The 12918-nt window shown below is 38.1% G+C and carries 12 protein-coding genes and 1 tRNA gene; 3 read left to right on the top strand and 10 right to left on the bottom strand.

Annotation, left to right across the window (positions count from 1 at the left end):
* Positions 1–376 precede the first annotated feature (376 nt).
* Positions 377–607, bottom strand: a complete 231-nt coding sequence (locus ANME2D_RS06260) for a hypothetical protein (RefSeq protein WP_048089876.1) — start codon at positions 605–607, stop codon at positions 377–379.
* Positions 608–1105: 498 nt separating this feature from the next.
* Here ANME2D_RS06260 and ANME2D_RS06265 point away from each other — a divergent pair, with 498 nt between their 5' ends.
* Positions 1106–1627: a ribonuclease III domain-containing protein gene (locus ANME2D_RS06265; protein WP_157833989.1), complete on the top strand. Its 522-nt coding sequence runs from the start codon at positions 1106–1108 to the stop codon at positions 1625–1627.
* A gap of 42 nt (positions 1628–1669) precedes the next feature.
* On the opposite strand, the gene ANME2D_RS06270 is transcribed toward ANME2D_RS06265, so the two are convergent.
* Genes ANME2D_RS06270 through ANME2D_RS06280 form a run of 3 tightly spaced genes read right to left on the bottom strand, consistent with a single transcriptional unit; the run spans position 1670 to position 7700 of the window.
* Entirely contained in the window at positions 1670–4669 is a 3000-nt protein-coding gene (locus ANME2D_RS06270) for a type I restriction endonuclease subunit R (RefSeq protein ID WP_048089878.1), read from the bottom strand.
* A gap of 2 nt (positions 4670–4671) precedes the next feature.
* Complete coding sequence (locus tag ANME2D_RS06275; protein ID WP_048089879.1) at positions 4672–5982, bottom strand: restriction endonuclease subunit S; 1311 nt, start codon at positions 5980–5982, stop codon at positions 4672–4674.
* Positions 5982–7700, bottom strand: coding sequence for a type I restriction-modification system subunit M (locus ANME2D_RS06280; protein WP_048089880.1), 1719 nt, complete (start codon positions 7698–7700; stop codon positions 5982–5984). Before ANME2D_RS06280 ends, ANME2D_RS06275 begins: the two co-directional genes overlap by 1 nt.
* Positions 7701–8133: 433 nt before the next feature.
* Here ANME2D_RS06280 and ANME2D_RS06285 point away from each other — a divergent pair, with 433 nt between their 5' ends.
* The gene (locus ANME2D_RS06285; protein ID WP_048089881.1) at positions 8134–8517 is read left to right on the top strand and encodes a GxxExxY protein; all 384 of its coding nucleotides are present in this window, start codon (positions 8134–8136) and stop codon (positions 8515–8517) included.
* A gap of 442 nt (positions 8518–8959) precedes the next feature.
* On the opposite strand, the gene ANME2D_RS06290 is transcribed toward ANME2D_RS06285, so the two are convergent.
* Positions 8960–9247 carry a hypothetical protein gene (locus ANME2D_RS06290; RefSeq protein ID WP_048089882.1) on the bottom strand — a complete coding sequence of 96 codons (288 nt, stop codon included), beginning with the start codon at positions 9245–9247 and terminating at the stop codon, positions 8960–8962.
* 125 nt (positions 9248–9372) lie between these two features.
* On the opposite strand from ANME2D_RS06290, the gene ANME2D_RS06295 reads away from it, so the two are divergent.
* A complete protein-coding gene (locus ANME2D_RS06295; protein ID WP_048089883.1) occupies positions 9373–9594 on the top strand; it encodes a hypothetical protein in 222 nt (73 codons plus the stop codon).
* Positions 9595–9604: 10 nt separating this feature from the next.
* Here the strand turns inward: ANME2D_RS06295 and ANME2D_RS06300 are convergent.
* The 5 genes from ANME2D_RS06300 to ANME2D_RS06320 all read right to left on the bottom strand — a co-directional run bounded on the left by ANME2D_RS06300 (position 9605) and on the right by ANME2D_RS06320 (position 12480).
* Positions 9605–9688 (bottom strand) — tRNA-Ser (locus tag ANME2D_RS06300).
* A 38-nt stretch (positions 9689–9726) separates the two neighbouring features.
* Positions 9727–10731 (bottom strand): RNA-guided pseudouridylation complex pseudouridine synthase subunit Cbf5, encoded by a 1005-nt coding sequence (locus ANME2D_RS06305; RefSeq protein ID WP_241763321.1) that lies wholly within the window; start codon positions 10729–10731, stop codon positions 9727–9729.
* A complete protein-coding gene (cmk, locus tag ANME2D_RS06310; protein ID WP_048089885.1) occupies positions 10719–11240 on the bottom strand; it encodes a (d)CMP kinase in 522 nt (173 codons plus the stop codon). The genes ANME2D_RS06305 and cmk overlap by 13 nt, the downstream gene beginning before the upstream one ends.
* Positions 11241–11837, bottom strand: a complete 597-nt coding sequence (locus tag ANME2D_RS06315; protein ID WP_048089886.1) for a DUF106 domain-containing protein — start codon at positions 11835–11837, stop codon at positions 11241–11243.
* Complete coding sequence (locus tag ANME2D_RS06320) at positions 11830–12480, bottom strand: adenylate kinase (RefSeq protein WP_048089887.1); 651 nt, start codon at positions 12478–12480, stop codon at positions 11830–11832. Before ANME2D_RS06320 ends, ANME2D_RS06315 begins: the two co-directional genes overlap by 8 nt.
* Positions 12481–12918: the final 438 nt, after the last annotated feature.

The following is a 12918-nucleotide window of genomic DNA, read 5'->3' on the forward strand; positions in this document are numbered from 1 at the left end:
GATATATCATGAAGAACATATAATATATATCTTACGACTTTAAACTATTGACGTGACACTAGGACACAGAGCAAAAACCACAACTCTCTGTGCTCTCGGTGTCCTGGTATGAAAAAGTTCAACTATATTGCATCTTAGATTCCGATGTGGTTCAGCTAATATATAACAACGAACTGGTACGAACTTAAACGAACTCGGGCTCTATAAGTTCATTTTGAGTTCGTTGTTAATCGTCTTTTTCATGTTCATTTATGAACAGCGTTCATAGTCGACTCTGTGGTTGATTTTGACTGATTTACATAGATACGAAATCCGCGCAATCCCCGTCCAATCGTATCTATCCTAACCAGTTATGTGTGGATTTCTTATTGCAGGATTATGGCTCTTCAGTATATTTTTTAATAACGAGACATTTATTTTCAGGGTCAATCCTGACAATTACTTCATCACCTGATTTAAAAGGAAAATTGCTATCTCTTGCGACTTCACTGGGAACATAAACAAAATACTTATCATATAATTTGCCCTTGCTCCTGCTTGGTCTGTTCATCAGCTTACTTTTTCCTTCAATCACTGTGGTATCACTGACCTGTGTAACAATGTCCATGCATAATCACCTTTTCCGATCACTGATTAGTTATACTGGATTGTGTAACAAAGTTATATATAGACATTGATACAGAACTATGGAACAAACGAGTGAAGATAAAAAATGTGTTTAAAAACCTCTGATCAAAGAAAAAAGCTATTGAAATCTGGTTTTACTGGAAATGAGATTGAAAATCTCTATATTATGCTAAATAATTTCATATTTTTAGAAATTGATTGGCAGAAGAATGATAATACAGTATAAAGATAGCTGCACCAAATTGTTTCACAACTTTTATATACATGAACGTTTTAACGAACCAGTGGCGGTGGTCAAAACCTTTTTTAAAACACTAACCCCCACTCCCCAAATAGACCACCGCACCCGTCAAACATACTTCTTTTTTTTGACAATATCCCGGTAATTGAAAAGACATTGGAAAATCGGCTAAATCAACTTCCTGATCATCTTCGAGAAAAGAGGAAAATTACAAACTGGATGAACCATATTAAAAAAATGAACGATAATATTCATAATATTAAAAAATCTAAAATTGTTGAACTGGAAAGGAATATTAATTATAATTTTACTGAACCTGATTTAGTCGTCTTATCTTTTATTCAGCCAAGCATTATAAACATATTTAGAGAATTATATACGGATTCTTCTAAACTCAACTTAAACATTGATTTTGAACCTTATCTGAGTATGGGCGACGCGGCTAAAGTATTAGCATTATTTGGTGATGCTGCAATTAGTCTGGCATTATTAATGAAAACTCCCTGGCAGCCTGATATTCCAAATGCTGGATGGTTAACAATACAGCGAGCAGAATATGCAAAAAATAAAAATCTGGCAAAGATATGTGATAAATGGGGTTTGTATGACTTTAGAATTCATTTTGATTCAAATCAATCTGAGAATAGTGGAGAAAAAATTAATCATGCAAAAGGAACCATAGTAGAAGCCCTGTTTGGTGTTGTATATATTGAAGCCGGGCTAGATCAAGTAATATTATCAGTTGATGCGTTAAAGTAAAATCCTTGTTTATAACCTTGTATCAGACAATGTATATACGCTTTAGTAGGTGCTGAAAGCAGGGTTTAATCTTTTATAAACTTTTTTCAGCATGTAATCTTTAACCACCTCTGCAACTACGTTATCATCCATTATCTTTATGAAAATCTCTTTATTTTGTTCCATTCTGTCTATCAATTTATTTATAAAAACATCCTGAAATCCATATTTAAAATTATCAATAGTATTGATTTTAGCTTGCTTTGATAATGTTTCATCTGCCACAAGCTCTTCTTCTATCTGGTCAAAGAAAAGTTTATCCGCATCAGTAAGTGGTTTTCCAAATCTCTCATTAAATACCTTTATAATCTCAGAAAGTATGGCAAACTCTTCTTTGTCCTTTTTTGTACCAGCTTCAGTTGTTGGTTTTAGTCCACTCTCTCCGCCTTTTTCAAGAATAATACTTCCTTCACTAATTTTCTGAAGCCTGTAATATTCCAGAGCAACTTCATCATTCAATTTTAATTTCTCTGACATTACTTTCTTAGGAAGTTTGTTGAGCAGTAAACGTCCATATGAATAGAATTTCTCCAGTTCAGCATCTTGAAAAGGCATGATTTGTGATAGGAAAGAATAGAGACGCAGAAAAACAGTTAAAGTATGTTTAAAATCTTCCTGAACTTCCTCTTTTCCAATGGCTTTGTAGCGGTCAACTGCTGGATCAATATAAGCATTTAATTGAGCAGGGTCCTTGCTGGTTTGAGAACCACTTTTTTTGAAAAATATATTACAAAAAGCATCGATTTCCGATTGCCAGAATATTTGCGTTGCTTCTAATTTTGATTTTAAATCATAAAGCTGGTTTGGGTCGGTGGTTTCAATAAGAGTTGTTTGCTCATAATAAGGTTGAAAAGAATCTAAAATTTCCTGCGTATCATTAACGAAATCAAGAATAAAGGTATCTTCCTTTCCTGGATAGATTCTATTCAAACGTGAGAGTGTTTGAACCGCTTTTACTCCTGATAGCTTTTTATCAACATACATTGTGTGAAGCAAAGGCTGGTCAAATCCTGTCTGGTATTTATCCGCAACCAATAGCAGTTGATATTCGGTTGTATTAAATTTATCCGGAAGTTCCTTTTCACCAAAACCATTTATTTCAGATTCAGTATGAATGATTCCAGATTCATCTTTAAAAGCTGAAAAAGCAACAAGCGTTTTTATCTCTGTATATCCTTTTTCTTTTAGGTATCTATCAAATTCCTGCTTATAACGAACAACATGAGGGCGTGAAGCTGTAACTACCATAGCTTTGGCTTTTCCACCAATTTTCTTTATAGTGACCTGTCGGAAATGCTCAATGATAATTTCAGTTTTTTGAGCCAGGTTATGCGGATGAAGCGATATAAACCTTGCAATGGCTCTACTCGCTTTTTTCTTATTGATTTTAGGATCGTCTTCTATTTGCTTGGATAGTTTGAAAAAGGTTTTATAGGTTGTATAATTTTTTAATACGTCCATAATAAAACCTTCTTCTATTGCCTGACGCATTGAGTAAAGATGGAATGGAATCGGTTTATCTGTAATAGCATCTTTTACGCCAAAGACTTCTAACGTTTTGGGCTTTGGTGTAGCTGTAAATGCAAAGAAACTCAAATTCTTGTGCTGTCCTCTTGACAACATTGATTTTCTGATTTCATCTTCCGCATCAGATTCAGTGTAAATTCTCTCTCTATCTTTTCTTGCTGCATCTTCCAGATTGCCTATGGTGAGAACCTCTTTCAATTTTCTTGATGCCTCTCCACTTTGAGAGCTATGTGCCTCATCTACGATTACCGCATAATTTCTGGCAGGGAGCTGTCCGATTTTCTCTAAAACAAAAGGAAACTTCTGCAGGGTAGTTATGATAATATTAGTTCCTGAGCTCAGTGCTGCTGCCAGTTGATTGGAATCCTTATCAATTCTCTGAACCACGCCCTGTTTATGTTCAAATTGATAGATGGTATTCTGTAACTGCTGGTCTAACACCAGCCTGTCAGTGACTACAATCACAGAATCAAATACTCTTTTATCGTCTTTATCATGCAGGCTTGATAAACGATAGGCGAGCCAGGCAATAGAATTACTCTTACCACTGCCTGCTGAATGCTCAATCAGGTAATTTTTTCCTGCTCCGTTTTTTCTTGCATCATCCTCCAGCTTTCGGACAACATCTAACTGATGGTAGCGCGGGAAAAGCAGGCTTTCCTGTTTGAAGGTTTTTCCGTCAAATTTGTATTCTTCCACCTGCAGATGCAGAAAACGGCCTAATATGTCCATCCAGCTATCTTTTTCCCAGATATATTCCCACAGGTAGGATGTTTTATAACCATCTGGATTAGGCGGATTTCCTGCACCCCTGTTATAGCCAAGATTAAAAGGAAGGTACTTTGTTCTTGACCCTTCAAGCTTCGTAGTCATATACACTTCATCAGGGTCAACCGCAAAGTGAACCAGGGCTCTTTTTTTGAACTGAAAAAGCAATTCTTTCGGGTCTCTATCCTCAATAAATTGCTCTTTAGCATCACTCACATCCTGTCCTGTAAATCGATTTTTTAACTCAACTGTTGCGACAGGCAGACCGTTAAGACCAAGAAGCATATCAACAGATCTTTCACTCTTCTGGCTGTATTTTAACTGCCTTGTTATGGTTAACCTGTTAAGCCTGTATAACCTCTCTGCTTCTGGATTTAAGCCACTTGCAGGTTTAAAGTATGCCATCTTATAGCGAACACCATAATCAATAAAGCCATTTCTCAAAACATCGAGAGTGCCCCTGTTATCTAATTCTCTGGTTAAGCGCTGTAAAAGTTTAGATTCGGTATTTGAACCATGTATGGAAACTGATTTTTTCCAGGCTTCATGCTGGCTTTCTTGAAGAAAGGCAAAAATTGTTTTTGTATCAAGAGCCAATTCACGGTTGAAGTCAGCAGGATTTCCTTTAATATATCCACATTTTTCAAGCAGGTGGCTTTCAATGGCTTCTTCAAAGGCTTTTTCGGTATGTATTTGAGTGAGCGCCATTTTTATATCGCCTCTCGGACATCAATTTTACCTGTTACTACTTCTGAGATTAAGGCAGTTCGGTATTCTTGAAGTAGGGCAATTTCTTTTTCTATTCTGGAAATTGTATAGTCTGTTTTGACGGATTCAGATTCAATAAACTTGACGATTTCTTGTTGTTCTTCAATTGAGGGAAAAGGAATAAGTAAGTTTCCAATAAAGTCCCAACTTGCTCTCGGCATTTTTGCACCGTAAGTTGAACTATTAACTTCATTTATAAAATCCTCTGATAAAACTCTATAATACACAAAATCTGATATCATTGATTTTGAAGGTCTTAATACCAATAATTCACTAACACACACTCCATTTGTATTGGCATTGTAAACTTTTGCCAAGTAAGGTCTTAATTTATTGAATAAAACATCCCCTTTTATGAATATTTTTGCTTCTCCTTCAAATGTGGTTTGTGAATCTAAATTGATTAATTTACCAGTATAACTCTCGATGTTTTCTAAAGCAATTTTTATCTCAGGCGATTCAGAATTACTTTTTTCATTAACCAAGGTTATTAAATACTTCAATCTCTTTACTTCCAAATGTTTCGGTACTTTCTCCAACCACTCAATGCCCGAATCTTTCATTGGCATATCAGGGTTCAGACCCTTTGTTACTGCCTGATTGATAATGGCTGTGCGTTCTTCTTTGAGCAGCTCAATAAGCTTTTGTTCTTTCTCAATTAAAGTATCTATTTTTTGGGTGCGGTCATCAAGGTAGCGGGCAATAGTATGTTGCTCCGAAAAAGGTGGTATTGTTATGGGGATATTTCGTAAAATTTCTGTATTAATAGAATCCCTAGTTGAGCCTACAGATTTAAACTGTACAAATTCAGAGATTAAATTGGAACTAAAAATGTATACAGCGAAATGATTATATAAACTTGGATTTTTAATGCGTATTCTCAGCATTTGCCCTGAAATCAACCATCCTTTTTCCCGCTCAGTAACTGAGGCAATACGTCCAATACTTCCAACACGACTAAAAACAATATCTCCAACTTGAAGGCGATACATTGATAAGCTTTCGGCTTTCTCTTTTGAAATCTTGGGTATATCAGAATCATCAATCATTAAATTATTAACGTTACGAATTAAAATCAACGGTATGCCCTCATTGACGTAATCACTGGCGTGAAGCTGAGCGCCGAAAGGTCCAGTTTGAACAACGTTAATATCATTACCAGCCAAGTGTTTCAGGCGATATAAATCCCAATGCTCTGGTATCTCCCCAATCCATTCTATATTAGACGGTTTATATTTATGATACGCTCTCATTATGCGATTACCTCTCTCAACAATCCATCAGTCTCTTTTTCCAGTGCCATAATATCCGCCCTTATTTCTGCAAGACTTCTCAATGGCTTATATTTATAAAAATACTTCGTAAAGTTAATTTCATATCCCTTTTTTGTTTTACTGTTGTCTATCCAGGCATCAGGCACATGTGGCAATACCTCCCTCTCAAAATAGGTCTGTATCTCCTCCTTGAGTGGCACTCTTTCACTATCTCTTAAATTAGCGTCTGATTTGAGCTTACCCTTGCTGTCTTTTACAATATTACCGCTTTCATCTCTCAAAGGTCGATCAACTGTAATTTGCCAGTAGCCAAAATCTTCATTGGCAAAAATCTTTGAGAACTCATTTTCCTTAAAATCACCATAGATTTTAGTGATTGTTTCAATATGACCTTCTCCGATCTCATTACGCTTATTACCCAGGCTTCTTGCCATTTTATTGTAAAGGCTAATGGCATTAATCAACTGGATTTTCCCTTTTCTTTCTCTGGTTTTTCGGTTAGTCACTATCCATATGTAGGTGAAAATGCCTGTGTTATAGAATAATTGCTCTGGCATCGCAACAATGGCTTCAAGCATATCATTTTCAATGATCCATTTTCGGATCTCACTTTCCCCGCTTCCAGCACTGCCTGTAAACAGAGGCGACCCGTTGAAAACAATTCCTATTCTTGAGCCACCGTTTGCGGGTTTCATTTTGGAGATCATGTGCTGCAAAAACAAAAATGAACCATCGCTTATCCTTGGCAGTCCAGCGCCAAAACGCCCTCCAAAACCTCTTTTTTCATGTTCATCTTTGACCTGCTTCTCAACTTTCTTCCACTCAACGCCAAATGGCGGATTAGATAGCATATAATCAAATTTTTCGTTCTCTAAACCATCATTTGTAAACGAATTTCCGAATTTTATGTTAGAAGCGTTTTGTCCTTTGATGAGCATATCTGATTTACAGATTGCATAAGACTCAGGATTAACTTCCTGCCCGAACACTTCAAGTCTGGCATCGGGATTAAGCTCACGCAGGTATTCTTCTGCTATAGATAGCATACCGCCTGTTCCGCAGGCAGGGTCATATAGTGTTCTTACAATACCCTGTTTAGTCAGGATCTCTGTATCATTCACGAAAAGCAGATTAACCATCAGTCGGATTACTTCTCTTGGCGTGAAGTGCTCTCCTGCTGTCTCATTGGATAACTCAGAAAATCTCCTTATAAGTTCTTCAAAAATGTATCCCATCTCCAGATTGCTTACTTTATCAGGGTGCAGGTCAACTTCACCAGATCGCTTAACAATCATGTAAAGTAGATCTGCTTCATCCAGTTTCGCAATCTGTTCAGTGAAGCTAAAATAATCAATGATCTCTCTTGCACTTGCAGAGAAACCATTGATATAATTGTTCAGATTGGCAGCAATATTATCCGGGTCTGCTTTTAATTTCTCAAAATCAAATTTGCTTTTATTGTGGAAGTTGAAACCTGCAATATTATTAAGAACAGGGTCTATGTTCTGAATATTCATACTGGCGATTTTGGGTAGATAATCCAGAACTTTTTGTTTTGTAGGTTCTAACACACAATCCAATCGTCTTAAAACTGTAAGCGGTAGTATTACTTTGCCATAATCTGATTGCTTATAATCGCCTCGTAGAAGGTCAGCAATTTCCCAGATAAAATTAGCATGCTCCTTAACGTTTACCATTTATCCGTTCTCCTTTTTAGATTAAATCCAGCAGGTTCTGAATCCAGCTTAAATCCTTTCTCTTACTAATATAAATTTCTGTCGTTTTATTGTATTTGATCTATAGCGTCAAGATTAGCTTGGATTTTATAAATAATCATCAATAAATGATTTCCACACTTGTTTCTACCCCCAAAATGGATTGAAGAGCAGGTATCAATTCGCGGGATGGACTAGTCTTCTACAAAATTTTTATGATATTTGTTAAAATATCAAACACTTTCACTCTGCTTGGCATTACTAAATAAGATTTAGAGTTAATATTGTATCAGATACACGTCTGTAGCATTCGTTTTCAATTGAAAATGAAATAATACTGGCCTGAACTGGAAATCTCTGATAAAAGAGTTCGTTCAGTTCGTTTTAGTTCGTTGTTTATCTTGCACAGAGGGATATGATGGAATTAATATATAAACAAGAGTTTTATGACATTAAATCAGCCTGTATAGCCATAAAAATTGAACTTGGTCTTGGATTCTTAGAAAAGGTATACGAAAACGCTCTAAAAATTGAACTTGAAGATAGAGGTTTCATAGTCAAGCAACAATTCCCGATTCAAGTTACTTATAAAAAAAATGTCGTCGGCGACTACTATGCAGATTTATATATTGTAGATAAAATAATCATTGAGATAAAGGCTGTGTACGAAATAACAAGCATACACAAAGCACAAGTTTTGAATTATCTGAAAGCAACAGGGATTAAACTTGGAGTTTTAATTAACTTTAGCAGAGAAAGAAATACAGTGGACATTGAACGGATACCAAATTTAATTTAAAATAATAAAAAAACAACGAACTAATACGAACTGTTACGAACTCCGGTTGATTTTGTTATCAGTTAAGATTGTTTAATTTAATATATCGAAAAAATATTTGTCTGAAAGTCATGTTATACTTCGATATATCTATTTTGTCACCTTGCTGATTTTCCAGATAAAGTATACGTTCATTTATGTGTGTAGTGTATATACACTATACAACCTTTTGCCTTAGAGGAGGAGGCTATATTGGGACGGAGCCTAAGCCTTTTTCATAAAAAAATAAGGTGGTATTTTTTAAAAATCCAAAAAATCACAACGCTGAGGGGGAGATTCGAACTCCCGAGGGGCAAAGCCCCACAAGCTTTCAAGGCTGGGGAAAAATCTCTTAAAACCCATCTTTCAATAATTCAATGTCTCAGTAGCTCTTTCCCATGATGCTTTCAGTAAATTATAAACCCTAGATGAACACGGATGAACGCAGATACGATGCAGCAAATCTGCGTTCATCTGCGTCTATCTGCGGTTTCTTATTCTTATCCTGCTTGGTTTTTTCTTCATATGCTATTATGGTTCTGCAGTGTGGCAAAAAAATGAAATACATTGTCTTGCCTTCAAGCCCTTCTCCTTCTTTTTGTACGAACATAGGTATGTCGTAGTGCGCAACCAGTCTCTCCAAGACCTCCTTTTCTGCTATTATTGCATCTTTTTGTATATTGGGTGCATTGATTACCTGGTATTCTGCCATGTTTCTCACCGCTGATGTTGTGTTAGCCGTGCGTGTGCTAACACACTTAATGTATTTATATTTTGTGCGCACACAATAGGCTTATTATATGTGGCTCGATAAGATAAATATGGGATGTGATAACAATGTGTGATGTGTTAGAGGGCAAAGGAAAAATTGTAAACCGTCCAACCAGGACGCGCAAGGAAACGTATGACAAATTTTTTTGCTATATACCAACCAACGTGGCAAAGGACAGCGGATTTCCCTTCGAGGAGGGCGAAGACGTGCTTGTAGTGGTAGACCCTGCCCGCAAAGAGGTAATTCTGAGAAAGCTGCCTTCTCGTGAAGATGTTGAGAAGACTTAATAAATCATAACGCCGAGGGGGAGATTCGAACTCCCGCGGGGCAAAGCCCCACAAGCTTTCCAGGCTTGCGCCTTAGCCGCTAGACTACCTCGGCATAATCGGCATACGCCCTTATAATGTACCCGATGGCTTTTATTCTTTTGCCTTCCACCCTTTCGGATACGTCCCCGGCTCCAGAAGCACCCTGTCAGTACTTACTACGATCCCTGTAGCCGCTTTTAAGATCTCAATGGATCTCATCTGCGCCCTGCCGAAAGATACCGCCTCCCCTTTCTGTGTAAAGACAGCCACAGGATCTCCTCTCTCGATCCCGCTCTCAAGTGTGAGCACACCGGCAGCAGCCAGACCTGCGCCATGGCAGACCGCATCAACCGCGCTATCGCGTATCACTATCTTAGGAAGGTGAGACAGCCCGACCTCCATTGGAAGTATAACTTCTCTCAACAACTCTTCATTGCTGTTCTCCTTCCACTCAACATACGCATCTTTAAGATCGTGAAGTGTGACCATCGTTTTATCCTCACGAAAAGGACCGCTCTTCGTGCGGCGCAGCTCCTGCATATGTGCGCCTGTGCCGAGTGCTAACCCCATATCATGGCATAATTTCCTGATATACGTCCCGGCCTCACACCCGACCTTAAAAAGGACATTCTTATCCTCGATCTCAAGCAGCTCAAGATAATATATGTTCCTTATCCTTGTTTCCCGTTTCACTGCTGATTTAATAGAGGGCATCTGGTATATCTCGCCTGTGAACTCACTAAAAATTCGTTTTATCTCCCTCTCAGGCACTTCGGTATGGAGTTTCATAAGGCAGACGTATTCCTTGCCTGCCGTAAGGAGCGCATCCACAGCTTTTGTCGCATCGCCCAGCATAATCGGAAGAAGCCCTGTCACTCCCGGATCAAGCGTACCGCTGTGCCCTGCTTTATCAATCTCAAGGATCTTTTTCACCCATGATGTGACCTCGTGGCTTGTCGGCCCCGCAGGTTTATCAAGATTTATCACTCCTTTCTGGATATATTCCTGTATCGGCCGATCTATCGGTCTTTTACCAGATCTCTCATCAGTAGTATCCTCTGATTTTACCAGGGTCTCTCTTTTTCTCTCAGAAGGCAGCAGGTTCATACTAGATATTCAATCGCTTTAACCACTATATCACTTATACCTTCAGGTCCCCACTTACTGGAATCTATCACAAGATCATACACTGACATATCCTTTATATCAATATTATAATAGTTAAGATAGCGCTCCCTTTCACACTGTTCCCTTTCTGAAGTCTCTGCCATTGCAGTCAGAACATGTTTGCCCTCTCTCTTTGCGATACGCTCTGCCCTTATCTCAATCGGGGCTTTGAGCCAGACCTTCATGTCGGCATCCACAAGAAAACCTGAAAGCCTTCCCTCGATTATGATATTATCCTTCTCCTTTGCAATCCTTCTCTGCATCTCATCGATTTCCCTGTCTATATCTCCATTGCTCTTTGCAAGTATGCCGAATTCAGCAAGGCACATGCAGCGATCTTCCGCGCATTTCCTGAACACATCCCCCATAGAGATATGTTCCATGCCAAGCCGCACAGACAATATACGGGATAACGTGCTCTTGCCGCTGCCTGGAGGACCACTGATTGTAATGATCAATTACATACCACCTATATTCAATGCCTTTCTGGTCACCTGGCTTATGGGGATTGAGGATATGAAATACCAGAACAGCCAGTACTGGAACGGTCCCAGAAGTGTATCGTTTAATTTTTGTTCTCCCCAGAAGGGAAATACCATCGAAGCGTTTGTATCCTGGCTGATGACAGTGAAAACCCAGAAGAACAGCGGAATTGAAATGATGCTTATATAGAGCATTGGTTTGAACTGCTGTTTCATCATCTCCATCTGGTCACTCATCATTTCAGCGCGCTGTGCTTCCAGTTTTTTGATCTTCTGGGCATTATTTGCTAATTGTGCCTGTTTGAATTCTTTTTGCATGTTTTTCATCCGCTCCTGAACACGCCTCATCAAACTCCAGTCCATCGTGTACTTCTGGATGAGTGAAGCATAAAGCCCTGTTATTGCAGCAAGAATGAATATAACTATATGGAGCGGAAGAAGTGAAAGCAATGGATTCAAAAACGCTCCCACTGCTGTGCCTATCACATTCCTTAAATCCGGGAATAGCATTATGCCCAGCAAAAGGAATATCCCGATATATAATACAATTCTATTTAATATATTCTTAATCATATCTATTCAGTACTTTTTTAATATCTTCAAATATCTGTTGAATGTCCTTTCCTCCGTCTATTACCTGGAGAAGACTTTTTTTATCGTAGTATTCTATCAATGGCTCTGTTTGTTTTTTATATATAATTAACCTGTTCCTTATCGCATCAGGCATATCATCCTCACGCTGGTACAGTACTCCCTTGCATATATCGCATATCCCATTATCTTCAGGTGGATTGAATATCACATGATAACTTGTACCACACGATGCACACACCCTGCGCCCTGATAGACGTTTTATCAATTCTTCATCATCGACATCGATATTCAGTACGACATCAAGATTTCGGTTTAATTCTGTCAAGATCATCTGGAGAGCATCCGCCTGAGGTACTGTTCTTGGATATCCATCCAACAGGAACCCTCTTGAGCAGTCAGGTTTTGATAGCCTGCCTCTTATAATCGTTATTAAAAGCTCATCAGGAACAAGTTCTCCTTTTGACATATAGGATTTGGCTTTTATTCCAAGGTTTGTATTGTTATGTATATTCTCACGCAGTATATCACCAGTTGAGATATGCGGCAGTGAGTAATGCTCAGAAATTTTTTTAGCCTGCGTACCTTTTCCTGCTCCCGGGGGACCGAGTAAAAGAATATTCATTTTAAATCAGTTCACGTATGGTAACGTGTGTATTAAAGCTTTTCAAAATTTTACGATACAGAATTGATATTAACTGTGGTGTGGACTCCCTTTTTTCTGCGGTGGACAGAAAAAAAGGTTATGGTGGAGAGAAGGGAGTCCACAGACATTATTTAAAGCAGTCATGTATATAAACAAAGTTGTGAAACATATGTGAAATGTATTAATTTAATTGCGATTGGATTTCCCCGTTTCCCCTGGAGCCACCAAGAAATATATAAGCAAATCGGGGAAATCCAGATGATTCAGATAGTAATACATATATAAACTATGGTATTACACATTTATGAAGAATGTATGAAGCTTACAGGCGTTTTCAATCATTGATAGGTGGTGGATTTCCCCCTTTTGCCTGTGGGAAACAGGAAAAATAAGTTTAGTGGAGTGGGTGGGGGAAAT

The sequence above is a fragment of the Candidatus Methanoperedens nitratireducens genome, assembly GCF_000685155.1.
In the GTDB taxonomy this organism is placed as follows: Archaea; Halobacteriota; Methanosarcinia; order Methanosarcinales; family Methanoperedenaceae; genus Methanoperedens; species Methanoperedens nitratireducens.

Excerpts from the sequence above, each read along its gene's own strand:
- ANME2D_RS06275 (WP_048089879.1), bottom strand. The coding sequence starts at position 5,982 with ATGAGAGCGTATCATAAATATAAACCGTCTAATATAGAATGGATTGGG.
- ANME2D_RS06315 (WP_048089886.1), bottom strand. The coding sequence starts at position 11,837 with ATGATTAAGAATATATTAAATAGAATTGTATTATATATCGGGATATTC.
- ANME2D_RS06260 (WP_048089876.1), bottom strand. The coding sequence starts at position 607 with ATGGACATTGTTACACAGGTCAGTGATACCACAGTGATTGAAGGAAAA.
- ANME2D_RS06270 (WP_048089878.1), bottom strand. The coding sequence starts at position 4,669 with ATGGCGCTCACTCAAATACATACCGAAAAAGCCTTTGAAGAAGCCATT.
- ANME2D_RS06295 (WP_048089883.1), top strand. The coding sequence starts at position 9,373 with ATGTGTGATGTGTTAGAGGGCAAAGGAAAAATTGTAAACCGTCCAACC.
- ANME2D_RS06285 (WP_048089881.1), top strand. The coding sequence starts at position 8,134 with ATGATGGAATTAATATATAAACAAGAGTTTTATGACATTAAATCAGCC.
- ANME2D_RS06320 (WP_048089887.1), bottom strand. The coding sequence starts at position 12,480 with ATGAATATTCTTTTACTCGGTCCCCCGGGAGCAGGAAAAGGTACGCAG.
- ANME2D_RS06265 (WP_157833989.1), top strand. The coding sequence starts at position 1,106 with ATGAACGATAATATTCATAATATTAAAAAATCTAAAATTGTTGAACTG.
- ANME2D_RS06280 (WP_048089880.1), bottom strand. The coding sequence starts at position 7,700 with ATGGTAAACGTTAAGGAGCATGCTAATTTTATCTGGGAAATTGCTGAC.
- ANME2D_RS06290 (WP_048089882.1), bottom strand. The coding sequence starts at position 9,247 with ATGGCAGAATACCAGGTAATCAATGCACCCAATATACAAAAAGATGCA.